15 protein-coding genes are annotated in these 15,551 nt (G+C 65.3%); 12 read left to right on the forward strand and 3 right to left on the reverse strand.

The window, feature by feature from the left end:
• Positions 1-201: 201 nt before the first annotated feature.
• Both ACODRW_RS10680 and ACODRW_RS10685 read right to left on the reverse strand, forming a co-directional pair.
• The gene (locus ACODRW_RS10680) at positions 202-1,014 is read right to left on the reverse strand and encodes a hypothetical protein (RefSeq protein ID WP_488905711.1); all 813 of its coding nucleotides are present in this window, start codon (positions 1,012-1,014) and stop codon (positions 202-204) included.
• Position 1,015: 1 nt separating this feature from the next.
• Positions 1,016-2,698: an ABC1 kinase family protein gene (locus ACODRW_RS10685; protein WP_486637155.1), complete on the reverse strand. Its 1,683-nt coding sequence runs from the start codon at positions 2,696-2,698 to the stop codon at positions 1,016-1,018.
• 229 nt (positions 2,699-2,927) lie between these two features.
• On the opposite strand from ACODRW_RS10685, the gene ACODRW_RS10690 reads away from it, so the two are divergent.
• The 12 genes from ACODRW_RS10690 to ACODRW_RS10745 all read left to right on the forward strand — a co-directional run bounded on the left by ACODRW_RS10690 (position 2,928) and on the right by ACODRW_RS10745 (position 14,699).
• Positions 2,928-3,707 carry a C40 family peptidase gene (locus tag ACODRW_RS10690; protein WP_107798973.1) on the forward strand — a complete coding sequence of 260 codons (780 nt, stop codon included), beginning with the start codon at positions 2,928-2,930 and terminating at the stop codon, positions 3,705-3,707.
• A gap of 74 nt (positions 3,708-3,781) precedes the next feature.
• Complete coding sequence (locus ACODRW_RS10695; RefSeq protein WP_048415208.1) at positions 3,782-4,003, forward strand: hypothetical protein; 222 nt, start codon at positions 3,782-3,784, stop codon at positions 4,001-4,003.
• A gap of 72 nt (positions 4,004-4,075) precedes the next feature.
• Positions 4,076-5,320 carry a lipoprotein-releasing ABC transporter permease subunit gene (locus ACODRW_RS10700; protein ID WP_488877603.1) on the forward strand — a complete coding sequence of 415 codons (1,245 nt, stop codon included), beginning with the start codon at positions 4,076-4,078 and terminating at the stop codon, positions 5,318-5,320.
• Positions 5,313-6,023, forward strand: a complete 711-nt coding sequence (gene lolD, locus ACODRW_RS10705) for a lipoprotein-releasing ABC transporter ATP-binding protein LolD (RefSeq protein ID WP_107798975.1) — start codon at positions 5,313-5,315, stop codon at positions 6,021-6,023. Before ACODRW_RS10700 ends, lolD begins: the two co-directional genes overlap by 8 nt.
• 137 nt (positions 6,024-6,160) lie before the next feature.
• Positions 6,161-7,447 (forward strand): mechanosensitive ion channel family protein, encoded by a 1,287-nt coding sequence (locus tag ACODRW_RS10710; protein WP_227108322.1) that lies wholly within the window; start codon positions 6,161-6,163, stop codon positions 7,445-7,447.
• 18 nt (positions 7,448-7,465) lie between these two features.
• A complete protein-coding gene (locus ACODRW_RS10715; RefSeq protein ID WP_019100757.1) occupies positions 7,466-8,089 on the forward strand; it encodes a response regulator transcription factor in 624 nt (207 codons plus the stop codon).
• Complete coding sequence (nudB, locus tag ACODRW_RS10720; RefSeq protein WP_488905712.1) at positions 8,089-8,553, forward strand: dihydroneopterin triphosphate diphosphatase; 465 nt, start codon at positions 8,089-8,091, stop codon at positions 8,551-8,553. The genes ACODRW_RS10715 and nudB overlap by 1 nt, the downstream gene beginning before the upstream one ends.
• Positions 8,550-9,230 carry a two-component system response regulator CreB gene (gene creB, locus ACODRW_RS10725; protein WP_107798977.1) on the forward strand — a complete coding sequence of 227 codons (681 nt, stop codon included), beginning with the start codon at positions 8,550-8,552 and terminating at the stop codon, positions 9,228-9,230. The genes nudB and creB overlap by 4 nt, the downstream gene beginning before the upstream one ends.
• A gap of 1 nt (position 9,231) precedes the next feature.
• The gene (creC, locus tag ACODRW_RS10730; RefSeq protein ID WP_488905713.1) at positions 9,232-10,650 is read left to right on the forward strand and encodes a two-component system sensor histidine kinase CreC; all 1,419 of its coding nucleotides are present in this window, start codon (positions 9,232-9,234) and stop codon (positions 10,648-10,650) included.
• 115 nt (positions 10,651-10,765) lie between these two features.
• Complete coding sequence (gene creD, locus ACODRW_RS10735; protein WP_107798979.1) at positions 10,766-12,121, forward strand: cell envelope integrity protein CreD; 1,356 nt, start codon at positions 10,766-10,768, stop codon at positions 12,119-12,121.
• Positions 12,122-12,310: 189 nt separating this feature from the next.
• Entirely contained in the window at positions 12,311-12,487 is a 177-nt protein-coding gene (locus tag ACODRW_RS10740) for a hypothetical protein (protein ID WP_488905714.1), read from the forward strand.
• Between the two features lie 16 nt (positions 12,488-12,503).
• Complete coding sequence (locus ACODRW_RS10745) at positions 12,504-14,699, forward strand: phosphocholine-specific phospholipase C (protein WP_488905715.1); 2,196 nt, start codon at positions 12,504-12,506, stop codon at positions 14,697-14,699.
• 51 nt (positions 14,700-14,750) lie between these two features.
• Here ACODRW_RS10745 and ACODRW_RS10750 read toward each other — a convergent pair whose 3' ends face one another.
• Positions 14,751-15,224 carry a class I SAM-dependent methyltransferase gene (locus tag ACODRW_RS10750; protein WP_488905716.1) on the reverse strand — a complete coding sequence of 158 codons (474 nt, stop codon included), beginning with the start codon at positions 15,222-15,224 and terminating at the stop codon, positions 14,751-14,753.
• Between the last annotated feature and the right edge of the window lie 327 nt (positions 15,225-15,551).

Raw genomic sequence — 15,551 nt, forward strand, 5'->3', positions numbered from 1 at the left:
CTGCCTGCGTCGGCGCGCCTTGGCTCAGGTGCGCTGCGCGGTTTTGTTAGCGGCTCTTAGAACGTGTTTACGATCTCGCGAGCCAAGGCGAGACAAGGCGTTGCGGCTGAGAAAGCGGAATGTAAAAGCGGTACATGAGTATTTCGAAGGCGTACTCACCGTGCCACGTCTCACGACGCGCAGCAGATCGTAAACAGGTTCTTATTGTGCCGGCGTCACTCGCACCTTGATGCTGCGCTCCAGCTGCACATTGCTGCGGCTGACGCCGATGAGCACGGTTTCCTGGCCGCTTTGGTCGCGGCCTATGCCGCCCACGGTCAGCCATTCGCCCACCGCGCCTTCCACGGTGGTGGCCAATTTGGCGCTGTCCAGGTTCTGGCCGTTGAAGGCTTGCTGGCTGGCGGCCAGTTCCAGCGTCACCCGCTGGCCGTGCAGCCGCGGCCGGGCGTAGAAACCGGTGACGGCGTCCTGGTAGCGCACGCCCACCACCGGCCGGCCGTCAGGGCCGAACATCAGCCAGGGCAGCGGCCGGCTGCTGCCTATCTCGATGAAGCCGGTCTTGCCGTCCAGCATGCGCAGCGCCTGACTGGCTTGCAGCCGGGTGTTGGACTGGCTGGCGCCGCCGGCGATCACCACCTGGCTGCCGGGGCGCACCGTCATCGGCTTGCCGGTGCTGATGCTGTAGCCGCCGCCCTGTACCTGGCCGCCCAATTGCACCGCGGATTTGCTTTCTCGGCTGACGCCGTCCTGGGCCACTTCCACCAGCAGGGACGAGGATTTGACGTCCAGCTGGCGGATCAGCCGGCGCAGCTCGGCGCTGCGGCCGGGCGGGGCGTCCAGGATCAGCTGGTTGCCCAGCGCGCCCAGTTTTTCGCCGTCGCGCAGTTGCGGCCGCAAGGCGGCGGCCACTTCGTCGCCGTCGCGCCAGTTGAGGGTGATGACGTCGGCGGCGTTGGCCGCGGCGGCGAGGCCGAGCAAAGCGGCTGCGATCAGGGTTGTCTTGCTAGATTTCATGTCACAAATCCTTGCCGGAGCGCCAGATGGCCCATACCAGCCACACGCTGTTGAACATGGCCAGCATGAAGCCGACGAAGCCGAAGAAGGGCAGACCGAACAGCTTGGGCCCGGCGTTGACGGTCATCACGATGGAGGAGCCGATGATCAGACAGCCGGTGACGATGCCCATGGTCAGCCGGTTGGTGCTGCGGTCCAATTGACGGCCGAAGCTGTCCAGCCGCTGCAGGTCCAGATTGACGCGGAACTTGCCGTGGCGCATGTCCTTGCCCATGCGCATCAGGTCGCGCGGCAGGCTGGAGAGCATGGCCAGCGCTTCGCCCAGCGAATGGCGGCCGCGTTTGAGCAGGGCCGCCGGGTGGTAGCGGGCGATGGAGAGCTCGCGCACAAAGGGGGTGATGTGGGCGATGAGCTGGAAATCCGGGTCCAGCTGGCGGCCCAGGCCTTCCAGGGTGATCAGCGCCTTGAACAACATGGCCATGTCCGGCGGCAGCAGGATGGAGTGGTCGCGGATCAGCGCCATGATGTCGGCGATCAGCTGGCTGATGTTAATGCCCTTGAGCGGCACGTGTTCGTACTGGAACAGAAATTCGCCCACGTCGTGGGCGAACTGGCGTTCGTTGACCGGGGTGTTGCCGGTCCATTCGATCAGCACGTCGATGATGCCGGCTTCGTCGCGGTTGGCCACGGCAGCGAGCAGATCGACGATTTCATCGCGGCGGCCATGGCTGATGCGGCCCACCATGCCGAAGTCGATGAAGGCGATGCGGTGTTCGGGCAGGAAGAAGACGTTGCCCGGATGCGGGTCCGCGTGGAAGAAGCCGTGGATCAGAATCATCTTCAGCACCGCGTCCGCGCCGCGCTGGGCCAGCAGCACCGGGTCCAGGCCGCTGTCGGCCAGTTGTTCCAGCCGGGCGGCCGGCACGCCGGCGATGTAGTCTTGCACGTTGACGGCGGCGTTGGTGTAGTCCCAGTAGACCTTGGGTACCTGGACTTCCGGATCGTCGGCGAAGTCGCGGGCGAAGCGTTCTGAATTGCGGGCTTCCACCGCCAGGTCCATTTCCCGCTTCAGCGAGCGGGCGAACTGGCCGACGATTTCCACCGGCTGAAAGCGGCGCACGTCGGGAAACTCCAGTTCCAGCAGGCCGGCCAGGTGGTTGAGGATGCGCAGGTCCGCTTCCACCTTGTCCACAATGCCGGGGCGGCGCAGTTTCACCGCCACGTCGCTGCCGTCGTGCAGGGTGGCGCGGTGCACCTGGGCGATGGAGGCGGAGCCTATGGGGTTGAAGTCGAAGTGGGCGAACACGTTTTCAGGCTCGTCGCCCAGCGCGGCCTTGACCAGGCGGCGCACCGCTTCCGGACGCACCGGCGGCACCCTGTTCTGCAGTTTTTCAAATTCGGCGATCCAGTCCGGCGGGAACACGTCCACGCGGGTGGAGAGAATCTGGCCCAGCTTGATGAAGGTGGGGCCCAGTTCTTCAAAGGCCAGGCGCACGCGCACCGGGGTGGGCGGGCGGTTTTCCGCCTCCGGCAGGTTGAGGTTCAGCCATTGGCCGGCCTTTTCCACCGCGCGCGGTAATTTTAGCCTTTGGGCGAATTCGCCCAGGCCGTGACGGATCAGAATGCCGCTGATTTCCTTCAGTCGCGGCAGGTCGCGCATGGCGATCAGGGTTTCTCTCAGCATCGGTTCTGCCTTGTGGGCATTGGGTTTTCGCTCAAAAACAAAGGCTTGCCGTCCGGGCGCGCCGGCGCCGTCCCGCCGCGCGGTTTCGCCGCCGGCCATGCCAGTGCGATGGATTGTACGCCATTAGTGCCGGCTGTCTCGTCCAAGGTTCAAGCGGGCCGGCCCAAAGCGCTGGAAACGGCCTGCCTGCGGCTTTACACTACCGCCCCCGTCCGATAGAGTTCGGCCTATGAAATTGCAACTCCGCTTAATGACTCTGGTGCTGGCGGGCTTTATGGTATTCGCTGAAGCGGCGCCGGAAAAGGCCCCTCCGGAAGGGCGCCCCGCGGCGGAAGCTAGCGCGCAGTCTGGCCAGGACGACCCCATCTCGAAATTCTCCTCCCCCGCGGAAGACGCGGTGGGGGATTTGTTGTTGCAAGCCATGAGCCTATTGGGCGTGGCCTATCGTTTCGGCGGCAACTCGCCGGAAAACGGCCTGGATTGCAGCGGCTTTATCCGCTATGTGTTTCAAAAGTCCTTGAAAGTGAATCTGCCGCGCACTTCCGCTGAAATGGCTCGCGTTGGGAAATCCATCAACCGCAGCGAACTCGTGCCCGGCGATCTGGTCTTTTTCAATACCCGCGGCTTCAGTTATTCCCATGTCGGCATGTATATGGGTAACGGCAAATTCATCCACGCGCCGCGCACCGGCAAGAATATCGAAGTGGCCAATATCAACCAGAGTTACTGGAACGGCCGCTTCAACGGCGCGCGACGGGTGAACCGCAGCACGGCGGCGCAGGCGGCGGACACTTCCGACGATCTGACCGTGGCGACGCCGACGCGCAAGGCCGCGGCGGTAAGCGCTCCGGCGGCGAAGTGCCGCAAGGGCAAGAAGTGCAAACCGGAGGTCTCCGCCAAGAAGGGCGGCAAGGCCGAAGCCAAGAAGTCCGGCAAGAGCGGCGGCAAAGCCGCGGCCAAGAAGGGCGGCAAGGCGGCCGGCGGCGCCAAGAAAAAAGCCAAGCGTTGATTGGCGGCTTAAGCTGATAAGGATGCAGGAACAACATTGCCCGCGTTGCGGGCAATGTGCTTTGGAGCGAAACGATGGCATTGAAAGTGGACATACCGGTGTGGAAAGACCCGCAAGGCAATGTGGTGGCCTGCGTGGAGAAGCTGAAAGTGATGCAGGAAAACCTGGAGGAGCTGGCCCAATTGGCGCAGGACGCCTTGGAGGACGCGGTGCTGATGGGCTGCGACGAAGGCCAGGTCAAGGATTTCCTGGTGCAGGTGATGCAAAGCCTGCACAACCCTTATCAAGGGCGCTGAGCGCCGTTTTCATCCACCCCCTCGGGCTACGCGCGGCGAGCCCGCGACTCGCTCCGGAAAGGAGCTTTTTTGATGCAGTGGCCTTTTGAAGCCTTTATCGGCCTGCGTTATCTGCGGGCCAAGCGCCGCAACGGTTTCATTTCCTTCATTTCCCTGATTTCCATCGTCGGCATCGCCCTGGGCGTGGCCGCGCTGATCATCGTGCTGTCGGTGATGAACGGCTTCCAGAAGGAAATCCGCGGCCGCATTCTGAGCGTGGCCTCGCATCTGGAGGTGAGCACTTACGACGGCCGGCTGGATCATTGGCGGCAGGTGGCCCAGCTGGGCGGCGCGCAGCCGCATGTGCTGGCCGGCGCGCCCTTCGTCAACAGCCAGGGCCTGTTTACCGCTTACGGCAATGTGCGCGGCGGCCTGGTGCGAGGCATCGAGCCGGCGCTGGAGGACAAGGTGGTGGACGTGGGCCAGCACATGGTGACCGGCAAGCTGGAGAATTTGCGCCCCGGCGAGTTCGGCGTGGCGCTGGGCGCGGAGCTGGCGCGCCAGCTCAATGTGGGCCTGGGCGACAAGGTGATGCTCTTCGTGCCGCAGGGCATGATCACGCCGGCGGGCATGTTGCCGCGTTCCAAGCAGTTCACCGTGGTGGGCATCTTCAAGGTGGACATGTTCGAGTTCGACTCCTCCTTGGCGATGGTGAACCTGCGCGACGCCCAGGTGTTGTCGCGGATGGGGGACAGCGTCAGCGGCGTGCGCTTCAAGCTGGACGATCCGATGCTGGCGCCCGCGGTGAAGCAGGCGCTGCGCGCCAAGCTGCCGCAAAACCTGGTGACGGACTGGACCGACACCAATTCCAATTACTTCCGCGCGGTGCAGATCGAAAAAAGGATGATGACCATCATCCTGACGCTGATCGTGGCGGTGGCGGCGTTCAATCTGGTGTCCACGCTGGTGATGGTGGTGACGGACAAGCAGGCGGACATCGCCATTTTGCGCACCCTGGGCGCGTCGCCGGCCAGCATCATGAAAGTCTTCATGATTCAGGGTTCGGTGGCCGGGGTGCTGGGCACCTTGTCCGGCGTGGCCTCGGGCGTGTTGATCGCCTTGAACCTGGACGTGATCGTGCCGCTGATCGAACGCGTCATCGGCAGCAAGATTTTGTCCAGCGAGGTGTATATGATCGACTACCTGCCGTCCGACGTGCAGTGGGGCGATGTGTCCACCATCACCCTGATTTCCCTGCTGCTGGCCTTGTTCGCCACGCTGTACCCCAGCTGGCGCGCGGCGCGCACGCAACCGGCGGAGGCCTTGCGCTATGAGTAATGTGTTGTCGTGCCAAGGGCTGGGCAAGTCCTATAACGAAGGCAAGCTGCAGCTGACGGTGTTGTCCGATGTCAGCCTGACGGTGGAGAAGGGCGCCAGCCTGGCCATCGTCGGCGCGTCCGGCTCCGGCAAGAGCACGCTGCTGCACCTCTTGGGCGGGCTGGACACGCCCAGCCAGGGCCGCGTGGAGGTGTTGGGGCGGGATCTGGCGACGATGTCCGAGTCGGAGCGCGGCCGGATGCGCAACGCCTCCTTGGGCTTTGTCTATCAGTTCCATCATCTGCTGCCGGAATTCAGCGCGCTGGAAAACGCGATGATGCCGCTGCTGATCCGCCGCATGCCGCGCAAGCAGGCCGAGCGGGAGGCCGGCGAGATGCTGGGCCGAGTGGGCCTGGGCCAGCGCTTGCAGCACAAACCGGGCGAACTGTCCGGCGGCGAGCGTCAGCGGGCGGCGATTGCGCGCGCGCTGGTGACCCGGCCCGCCTGCCTGCTGGCGGATGAGCCCACCGGCAATCTGGACGTGCACACCGCCAAGCAGGTCTTCGATCTGATGCTGGAGCTGAACCGCACGCTGGGCACCAGCCTGATCATCGTCACCCACGATCTGGAGCTGGCGGCGCGCACTCAGCGCACGCTGCGGCTGAACGAGGGCCGGCTGATGGATATGGAGCAGGAGCGCGCGGCCGCCGGCCAGGCGCTTTGATGTTTAGAAACCGGTTCACGCTCCGTCGCAAGGCGAGCGGCGCGTCGGTCCGCCCTTGGCGGCGGCCCCGCTTCTGCTCGCTAGACTTTGAGCCGGTGCTTTGAAAACCGAGCAAACCAACTCTGGGAGAAACCACATTGCTGTTCAAGCGTGAAGAAATCGACTTCGATGCCTTGCTGGATATTTTGCAAACCCCGTCCGGCCTGATGGAGTCGGCGATAGGCGTCTTGTGCGTGTTCATCGCTTTCTATCTGGCCCGTTTCGCCTTCAAACAGTTTTTCGATCACAATCCGGAGCGCTATGAGCGCTTCTTGCCCTATGTGGGCTTCCGTCTGGTGTTGCCGGTGGCGGCGCAAGCGCTGGTGATGCTGTCCCGCTCCGCCTGGGTGCATCTGCTGCACGAGCGCGCGATGGTGCTGCACTTGCTGAGCGCGATGCTGTTCTGGCTGACCCTGATCCGGCTGTGCTGCGCGGTGGTGCGTCAGGCGCTGCCCAAGGGACGTTTCGAACGCCATACCGAGCATTTCCTGGCCACGGTGCTGTGGCTGGGCTTTGTCAGCTGGGCAATCGGCTTCGACATGGTGGTGATCGAGTGGCTGGAGTCGATGTCGTTCTCGGTGGGCAAGACTCGTTTGAATATGCTGACCATACTCAACGGTCTGTTGTGGGTGTCCATCATCGTGATGGTGGCCTTGTGGGTCAGCCGTCTGATCGAATCCCGCTTGCTGAATCTAAAGCAGTTGGACCCCAGCCTGCGCATCGTCATGGCCAAACTGACCCGCACGATATTGCTGGTTTTGGTGGTGCTGATCGCGCTGCCGGTGGTGGGCATCGATCTGACCGTGCTGTCGATGTTCGCCAGTGCGATGGTGTTCGGCTTGAGCTTCGGCATGCAGAAGATCGCCAGCAACTTCGTGTCCGGCTTCATCATTCTGCTGGACCACTCCATCCGCATCGGCGACCGGCTGATGGTGGAGAACCGCGTCGGCTACGTGACCAAGATGACTTCCCGCTACGTGGTGCTCAAGGGCGCGGACGGCACCGAGGCGCTGATTCCCAATGATGTACTGATGACCAATACCGTGGTCAACCAGTCCTATTCCGACAAGAGCATGTGGACCAGCTTGCCGGTGTCCGTGGCTTATGGCACGGATCTGGACAAGGCGCTGGCGCTGCTGCAACAGGCGGCGAGCACACAGCAGCGGATTGTGCAGGACCCGGCGCCGCGCGGCTTCGTCACCTTGTTTGCCGACAGCAGCATCAATCTGGAGCTGGGCTTTTGGGTGGCGGACCCGGAAAACGGTTTCATGGGCTTGAAATCCGATCTGAATATGGCAATCTGGCGGCTGTTCCAGCAACATGGCATACAAATGCCGTTCCCGCAGCGGGAAATCCGCATTCTCAACGATAAGCCGCAAGACTAAGGCAGGGGAGACGCCGCCATGGCAGGCAAACGCTTGGCAATCATAGACGACGACGCCGCGGTGCGGGAGTCGCTGGTATGGCTGCTGGACGGCCAGGGTTATCTGGCCAGCGGCTTCGACAGCGCGGAGGAGTTTCTGGCCTGCCCGGACGGCGGCGACTTCAACGGCATCATCCTGGACCTGCGCTTGTCCGGCATGAGCGGCATCATGCTGCTGGAAAAACTGGCCGGCTGGCCTTACTGTCCGCCGGTGATCATGCTCACCGCCCACGGCGACGTGCCGCACGCGGTGGCGGCGCTGAAGCTGGGCGCGTTGGATTTCATGGAAAAGCCTTTCGACGACGAGCGCTTGCTGGAGCGGGCCGAGGCCGCGGTGCTGCGCGACGAGCAGAACCGCCTGCTGCACGGCCGCCGCAGCAAGGTGTCCGCCGCGCTGTCCTTGCTGACGGACCGCGAACGCGAAGTGATGCAGCTGATCCTCACCGGCAAGCTCAACAAGCAGATCGCCGAGGAACTGACCATCAGCATGAAAACGGTGGAAGTGCACCGCGCCCGCGTGTTCGACAAGATGGGCGTCAAATCCGCGGTGGAGCTGGCCGGCCTGCTGGCCAGCCAGAGCCCGGCCAACGGAGGCAAGCGCTGATGGGCGACAAACAACCGGTGTCGGTGCTGGTGGTGATTCACACCGCGGACGGCCAGGCGCTGTTGATCGAACGCGCCGACAAGCCCGGCTACTGGCAATCCGTGACCGGCAGCCGCGAAGGTGAGGAAGCCTTGCGCGACACCGCGTTGCGTGAACTGGCCGAGGAAACCGGCCTGATCCTGGCGCGCGACGACGCCCGGCTCAGCGACTGGGGCCTGGTCAACCGCTACGAAATCTATCCGCATTGGCGCCACCGTTATCCGGACGGCGTCACCCACAACGACGAGCATGTGTTCGGCCTGTGCCTGGAGCGGCCGCAGACGGTGACGCTGGCGCCGCGCGAGCATCTGGCCCAGCTCTGGCTGCCGTGGGACGCGGCCGCCGACAAGGTGTTTTCGCCGTCCAACGCCGAGGCGCTGCGGCTGTTGCCGCACAGGCTGGCGCCGGCGCCGGCGCGGCCATGAAGCCGCTGATCTGGCTGGCCGAGGACGAGGCCGGCATCGCCGACACCCTGATTTACACGCTGGAGACGGACGGCTTCGACGTCGAGTGGTTCGAGCGCGGCCTGCCACTGCTGGAGCGGCTGGAGCGGGCCGTCCCGGCGCTGTGCATCCTGGACGTGGGCCTGCCGGACATCAACGGTTTCGACCTGTGCCGCCGCTTGCGCGAGCGCGCCGATGTGCCGCTGATGTTCCTGACCGCGCGCAGCGAGGAAATGGACCGCATCATCGGCCTGGAGATCGGCGCCGACGACTATGTGGCCAAGCCGTTTTCGCCACGCGAGGTCAGCGCCCGCGCGCGCACCATCCTGCGGCGCTACGCCAAGGGCCAGGCGCCGGCCGCCGCGCCGGCGCCCGCCGGTTTCGAACTGGACGAGGCGCGCGCCTGCGTCCATTTTGCCGGCCGCAAGCTGAACCTGACCCGCTACGAATACCTGCTGCTGAAAACCCTGCTGGCGGAGCCGGGCCGGGTGTTTTCGCGCCAGCAGCTGATGGAGCGGGTGTGGCGCGACGCCGAGGACAGCTTCGACCGCACCGTGGACACCCACGTCAAGACCCTGCGTGCCAAGCTGCGCGACATCGACCCCGACGCCCAGCCCATCCAGACCCATCGCGGCCTGGGTTACAGCCTGGGCGAGTGAGATGCGCTTCGGCCTGCGGCTGTTCCTCGGCTATTTCCTGATCGTGGCGGTGGCCGGCTGGTTCGTGCTGGCCATTTTCACCCAGGAAGTGAAGCCGGGCGTGCGGCGCGCCACCGAGGGCACGCTGGTGGACAGCGCCAATGTGCTGGCCGGCATCGCCGCCGCCGACCTGGCCGACGGCGACATCGCCAAGGGACGCTTGGCCCGCGCTTTCCGCGACAAGGCGCGGCCGCCCATCGCCGCCAATATTTCCGGCATCGTCAAAAACAATATGGAGTTCCGCGTCTACGTCACCGACGCGCGCGGCGTGGTGATTTTCGACTCCAGCGGCCGCGATCTGGGGCGGGACTACTCGCGCTGGAACGACGTCTACCGCACGCTGCGCGGCGAATACGGCGCGCGCAGCACCCGCAGCAGGCCGGACGACGAAAACAGCAGCGTGATGCACGTGGCCGCCCCGGTGCGGCTGGACGGTCGCATCGTCGGCTCGCTGACCGTGTCCAAGCCCAATGTGACGATGGAGCCGGTGATCCGCCGCAGCGAGCGCAAGATCATGCTGGCCGGCGGCGCGCTGCTGGGCGCGGCCTTGCTGATAGGCGCGGTGATGGTGTGGTGGATCAACCGCTCCATCCGCCGGCTGGTGGGCTACGCCGAGGCGGTGGCGGCCGGCCAGCCGGCCAATGTGCCGCGGCTGGGCAGCCCGGAACTGGACAGCCTGGGCCTGGCGGTGGAGGCAATGCGGCGCAAGCTGGAGGGCAAGGCCTATGTGGAAGGCTATGTACACACGCTGAGCCATGAATTGAAAAGCCCGCTGGCGGCGATACGGGGCGCCGGCGAACTGCTGCGGGAAGACCCGCCGCCGGACACGCGCCGCCGCTTCGTCGACAACATCCTGGCGCAGAGCCTGCGCATGCAGCAGTTGATCGAAAGGCTGTTGTGGCAGGCGCGGGTGGAGTCGCGGCTGCGGCCGGACGCCCAGCCGCTGGACTGGCCGGCCTTGATCGCGGAAACCGTGGACGGCAAGGCGCTGGCCGCCGCCGGGCGCGGCGTGAGCTTGGTTTGCCGGCTGGCGCCGGCCCGGCTGAACGCGGACCGCCTGCTGCTGGCGCAGGCGCTGTCCAATCTATTGGACAACGCGCTGGAGTTCAGCCCGCCGGGCGGCGTCATCGAATTGAGCGGCGCGCCGGAAGAGGGCGGCTATCTGCTCCGCGTGCGCGACCACGGGCCGGGCGTGCCGGATTACGCGCTGGAACGGGTGTTCGAGCGCTTTTATTCTCTGCCGCGGCCGGACAGCGACAAGAGCACCGGCCTGGGCCTGAGCCTGGTGCGCGAAGTAGCCCAGCTGCACGGCGGCCGCGCCGAACTGGCCAACCACGCCGACGGCGGCGCCGAGGCGCGGCTGTGGCTGCCGGCGGGCTGAGCCCGCTTCAATAGCGAGCGGCTTCGGCCAACTTCACCGAGACTTCACACGGGCTCATTCCCGCTTCATCGCCTGGATTTAGGCTGTCTCCCGTCATGCAACCAGGAGACAAGCGATGAAGAAAAACCCCTTATTGACCAAGATACTGATCCTGCTGGCGCTGTCCTTGGCGCTGCTGGTGCCGGTGAGCGCGATCAGCAATCTGATTTCCGAGCGCAAGCACTACCAGGAAGAGGCGGTGGAAAAAGTGGTGGCCAGCACCAGCGGCGAGCAAACCGTGATCGGCCCGGTGCTGGTGATCCCCTATGTGGAAACCGTGGAGGAAAAACAGAACGGCAAGACGCAAAGCGTCAAGCACGAACTGGAACGCTATGTGTTGCCGCGCCAGCTGGCGGTGGACGGCAAACTCAAGGTCAGCCCGCGTTCGCTGGGCATTTATCAGGCGCTGATCTTCGGCAGCGAGGCCGGTTTCAGCGGCCATTTCGAGATCCCGCCGCAGCCTGAGCTGCTCAAACCGTCGATTCAGCTGAAAACCCCCTATCTGGCGGTGGGCATCAGCGATCCGCGCGGCATCGGCAAAGTGCCGCAGCTGAGCGCCGGCGGCAAGCCGCATCCGTTCGCGGCCGGTGCCGGCCTGCCGCGGATGAGCGAGGGCATACACGCGCCGCTGCCGCAGTTGCTGGACTTCGCCAAGCCGCAGACGCTGCCGTTCGCCTTCCAACTCAATTTGCAGGGCACGCGCAGCATCAGCTATGTGCCGGTGGGCGAGAGCAGCACGCTGAGCCTGACGTCCAACTGGCCGCACCCCAGCTTCATCGGCAACTTCCTGCCGGTGCAACGCAGCGTGGACGCCAAGGGCTTCAAGGCGCAATGGGAGAGCAGCTGGTTCGCCAATAATCTGAACGACCGTTTCCAGCAGGCCGCCTTCAGCGACGGCAAATCCGGCCTGAGCGCCTTGCCGTCCTTCAGCACCGGCCTGGTGCAGCCGGTGGACCAGTACCAGCAGAACGAACGCTCGGTCAAATACGCGGTGCTGTTCATCGGTCTGACCTTCTTGTCCTTCTTCCTGCTGGAAACGCTGCGCAGCCTGCGCGTGCATCCCATCCAGTACGTGCTGGTGGGCATGGCGCTGGTGATGTTTTTCCTGATTCTGCTGGCCTTGTCCGAACACCTGGGCTTCGGGCCGGCCTATCTGTTGGCGGCGACGGCCTGCGTCGGACAGATAGGCTTTTACGTCAGCCACATCCTGGGCGGCTGGAAACGAGGCCTTGGTTTCGCCGGACTGATCAGCCTGTTGTACGCGGTGCTGTACGGTCTCTTGCAGTCCGAAGACAACGCCTTGCTGCTGGGCAGCCTGCTGCTCTTCGCCGCGCTGACCGCCATCATGACGCTGACCCGGCGGCTGGATTGGTATCGTTTCTCCGCGCGGAGCGAGGAGGCCGCCGCGCCGCTGGAGCCGCCCCAGCCTTGAGCGCGCCAACGCATTGACAAAAGCATTTTTTGGCTAATTCACAAAACCGACATCATTAGGTAACGCGTTCTCGCTATCGTTTTCCCGCCCGGCCTCATCGCCGGGCTGGGCAAGGGCCTGGGATTCCGCCCCCGGGCCCTTGGTTTTTCACCGCGGCGCGCCGCGCCGCCACAAGACGATTGCACCCCGATGACGCTCACCACTCTTTCGCCCAGCTCCGCCCTTTGGGCGCGCCGGCTGGCCGCCTGTCTGCTGGCGGCCGCGCTCGCCGGCTGCCTGGGCGACAATCAGGACCAAGCCGGCCAACCGGGCAACGGCAATTCCGATCAAACCAAGCCGCCGGCCACGCTGCGCTGCGCGCCCTGAACCCGGATAGCCCGCCATGACCGACACTCCCGTTTCCGCTTCCCGCCGCCAGTTCATCAAGCGCGGCAGCGCGCTGGCCGCCAGTTCCTTGACCTTGTCCCTGCTGCCGGCCTCCATCCAGCGCGCGCTGGCCATTCCCGCCAACAACCGCACCGGCACCCTTCAGGATGTCGAGCACATCGTGATCCTGACCCAGGAAAACCGCGCCTTCGACCATTACTTCGGCAGCCTGGCCGGGGTGCGCGGCTTTGGCGACCGCTTCCCGCTGCCGCTGGCCGACAGCGCCTTGCTCAAGCGCAAGACCGTCTGGTATCAGACCAATCAGGGGAACAGCGCCACGCCGCCGCGAGTGGTGGCGCCGTTCCACCTCAACACCGCCCAGACTTTCGCCTATATGCGGGTGGAGGGCACGCCGCATGTGTGGTCGGACGCGCAATACGCCTGGGGCAAGGGCGTGATGAACGCCTGGCCCACCTATAAGCAGAACCACGCCATGGGCTACTTCAAGGAGACGGACCTGCCGTTCCAGTACGCGCTGGCCAACGCCTTCACCCTGTGCGACGCCTATCACTGCGCGTTTCAGGGCGGCACCAACCCCAATCGCGTGTTCCTGTGGTGCGGCGGCAACGATCCCTTGCAGAAGGGCAAGGGCCCGGTGATCGCCAACGCCTACGACTCCGTCGATTACAACCCCAAGGGCGGCTACACCTTCAGCACCTACGCCGAGCGGCTGGAAGCGGCGGGCGTGAGCTGGAAGATTTATCAGGACATGGCCGACAACTTCACCGACAACCCGGTGGCCGGCTTCCGCAGCTTCCGCGCCGCCTACTTCGGCGAGGCCGGCGCCAAGCCCGCGCTTAAGAGCAAGGGCTTGTCCACCTGGACGCTGGACGATCTGCGTCAGGACGTGTTGGCCAACCGGCTGCCCCAGGTCAGCTACATCGTCGCCACCGCCGACGGTTCCGAGCATCCCGGCCCGTCCAGCCCGGCGCAGGGCGCCGATTACACCGCCCGCGTGCTGGACGCGCTGACCGCCAATCCCGAGGTGTGGGGCAAGACGGTTTTCCTGGTCAATTTCGACGAAAACGACGGCTTTTTCGACCATCTGCCGCCGCCGGCCGCGCCCAGTTATCTGAGTTGGGACGCGGACCCGGCCAAAGCGGTGCTGGCCGGCGCTTCCACCGTGGCCACCGACGGCGAATACCATCATCTGCGCAGCAGCGAGACCGGCAATGAGCGCGCCGACCTGATCCACGTGCCTTACGGGCCAGGGCCGCGGGTGCCGATGTACGTGATCTCGCCGTGGAGCCGCGGCGGCTGGGTCAACTCCCAGGTGTTCGACCACACCTCGGTGATCCGCTTCATCGAACAGCGCTTCGGCGTCAAGGAGCCCAATATCACCGCCTGGCGGCGCGCGGTGTGCGGCGATCTGCTGTCCTGTTTCGACTTCGTCAACCCCAACGCCGAGCTGCCCAAGCTGCCGGCCACCGCCGCGCTGGCGGCGCGGGCGCGCGCCTTGCCCGGCCGCACCAAGCCCAACGCGCCGGCCTTGCCGGAACTGCCGGTCCAGGCCATCGGCCTGCGCCGCTCGCGCGCCTTGCCCTACGAGCTGCACGCCAGCGCGCGGGTGGACGGCAACGCCGGCGCCGTGGAATTGATCTTCGCCAACAGCGGCAAGGCGGCGGCGGTGTTCCACGTGTACGACCGTCGCCATCTGGACGCGCCGCCGCGCCGCTACGCGGTGGAGGCCGGCAAGCAGCTGTCCGGGCTGTGGCGGGTCAATTACGACGCCAACCTTTACGATTTGTGGGTGCTGGGCCCCAACGGCTTTCATCGCCACTTCAGCGGCGACGCCGGCCAACTGGGCCGCGTGAGCAAGGCGCAGCCGGAGATCCAGGTCTGTTACGATCCGGCCGCCGGCGACGTTTATCTGAAGCTGCACAATAGCGGCCGCGAAAACTGCGAGTTCCTGGTGCGCGCCAACGCCTATGCCAAGACCGACCCGCAGCGCGTCACCGTGGGGCCGCAGGGCGAGGCGGTGTTGAACTGGCCGTTGAAAGACAGTCACGGCTGGTACGACGTCAGCGTCAGCGCGCCGGCGTTCCCCGGCTTCAGCCGCCGCTTCGCCGGCCGGGTGGAAACCGGCCGCGACGGTTATAGCGATCCGGCGATGGGCGGCGCGGCGCAGGGCGAGCAGTGGGCCACGTCCTGAGCCGGCCGGTCTTGCCGGTTTAAAACGGGCGGCGCCGACGGCGCCGCTTTTTTAATGGCCCGGCGTGCCCAGGCGCTCGAACCGCATCACCCTGGCCGGCGGCAGATTGCGCCAGACCAGTTGGCTGTCGCGCAGCGCAAAACCCGCGCCCAGCCAGTCCGCCGACGCCTGCAAGGCGTAGCTGAATTGCAGCAGCGCGCCGCCGGCCGGCAATACGCGACGCCATTGTTCGACGATGGCCAAGGCTTCCGCCCGCGGCAGGGAGCGCAGCGGCAGGCTGGAGACGACGGCGTCTATCGCCGCGTGTTCCGGCAATAAGGCCGCCAGCCGCGCGGCGTCGCCCTGTATCACCTGAACCGAGGGGAAACGCTGCCGCAGATGCCGGGCAAAGGCCGGAGAGCGTTCGACCACCCGCAAGCGCTCGCGGCTCAGTCCTTGCGCCAGCAAGGCTTGGGTAATGACGCCGGTGCCGCCGCCCAGCTCGATCACCAAACCGGTGCCGGACATCGGCGTCTGGGCGGCCATGCACTGCGCCAGGCGCTTGGAACTAGGCCAGACCGCGCCCACCCGGCCGGGCCGGTTTATCCATTCGCGAAGAAACAGGCGGGGGGAGCGGGCGGTCAAATGGGCCCGGCAGACGGCGGGCGCGTTCAGCGCTTTGGCGCAAATGGGGCAAAAGGCGGGGGAGGCTTCGAGTGGATCAGGGCTGCGCATGGGACTTTCTCCGGTTTGACATGCTGGTTTGTCCTGGAGAAGCCATGCTAGAAAACAATGCTTAAGCGCAGCTGAAGCGCCGCGATGATTGTCGCATCGCGGCGCTTTGGGGTTTAACAACCGTTCACGATCTCGCTA

Source organism: Chromobacterium sp. FG89 (assembly GCF_057808735.1).

What these genes read in the sequence shown, in the direction of transcription:
- creB (WP_107798977.1), top strand. Translation starts at nt 8,550, where the DNA reads ATGAAGCCGCTGATCTGGCTGGCCGAGGACGAGGCCGGCATCGCCGAC.
- ACODRW_RS10700 (WP_488877603.1), top strand. Translation starts at nt 4,076, where the DNA reads ATGCAGTGGCCTTTTGAAGCCTTTATCGGCCTGCGTTATCTGCGGGCC.
- ACODRW_RS10695 (WP_048415208.1), top strand. Translation starts at nt 3,782, where the DNA reads ATGGCATTGAAAGTGGACATACCGGTGTGGAAAGACCCGCAAGGCAAT.
- ACODRW_RS10685 (WP_486637155.1), bottom strand. Translation starts at nt 2,698, where the DNA reads ATGCTGAGAGAAACCCTGATCGCCATGCGCGACCTGCCGCGACTGAAG.
- ACODRW_RS10680 (WP_488905711.1), bottom strand. Translation starts at nt 1,014, where the DNA reads ATGAAATCTAGCAAGACAACCCTGATCGCAGCCGCTTTGCTCGGCCTC.
- ACODRW_RS10745 (WP_488905715.1), top strand. Translation starts at nt 12,504, where the DNA reads ATGACCGACACTCCCGTTTCCGCTTCCCGCCGCCAGTTCATCAAGCGC.
- lolD (WP_107798975.1), top strand. Translation starts at nt 5,313, where the DNA reads ATGAGTAATGTGTTGTCGTGCCAAGGGCTGGGCAAGTCCTATAACGAA.
- creD (WP_107798979.1), top strand. Translation starts at nt 10,766, where the DNA reads ATGAAGAAAAACCCCTTATTGACCAAGATACTGATCCTGCTGGCGCTG.
- ACODRW_RS10740 (WP_488905714.1), top strand. Translation starts at nt 12,311, where the DNA reads ATGACGCTCACCACTCTTTCGCCCAGCTCCGCCCTTTGGGCGCGCCGG.
- nudB (WP_488905712.1), top strand. Translation starts at nt 8,089, where the DNA reads ATGGGCGACAAACAACCGGTGTCGGTGCTGGTGGTGATTCACACCGCG.
- ACODRW_RS10690 (WP_107798973.1), top strand. Translation starts at nt 2,928, where the DNA reads ATGAAATTGCAACTCCGCTTAATGACTCTGGTGCTGGCGGGCTTTATG.
- creC (WP_488905713.1), top strand. Translation starts at nt 9,232, where the DNA reads ATGCGCTTCGGCCTGCGGCTGTTCCTCGGCTATTTCCTGATCGTGGCG.
- ACODRW_RS10750 (WP_488905716.1), bottom strand. Translation starts at nt 15,224, where the DNA reads ATGGCCGCCCAGACGCCGATGTCCGGCACCGGTTTGGTGATCGAGCTG.
- ACODRW_RS10715 (WP_019100757.1), top strand. Translation starts at nt 7,466, where the DNA reads ATGGCAGGCAAACGCTTGGCAATCATAGACGACGACGCCGCGGTGCGG.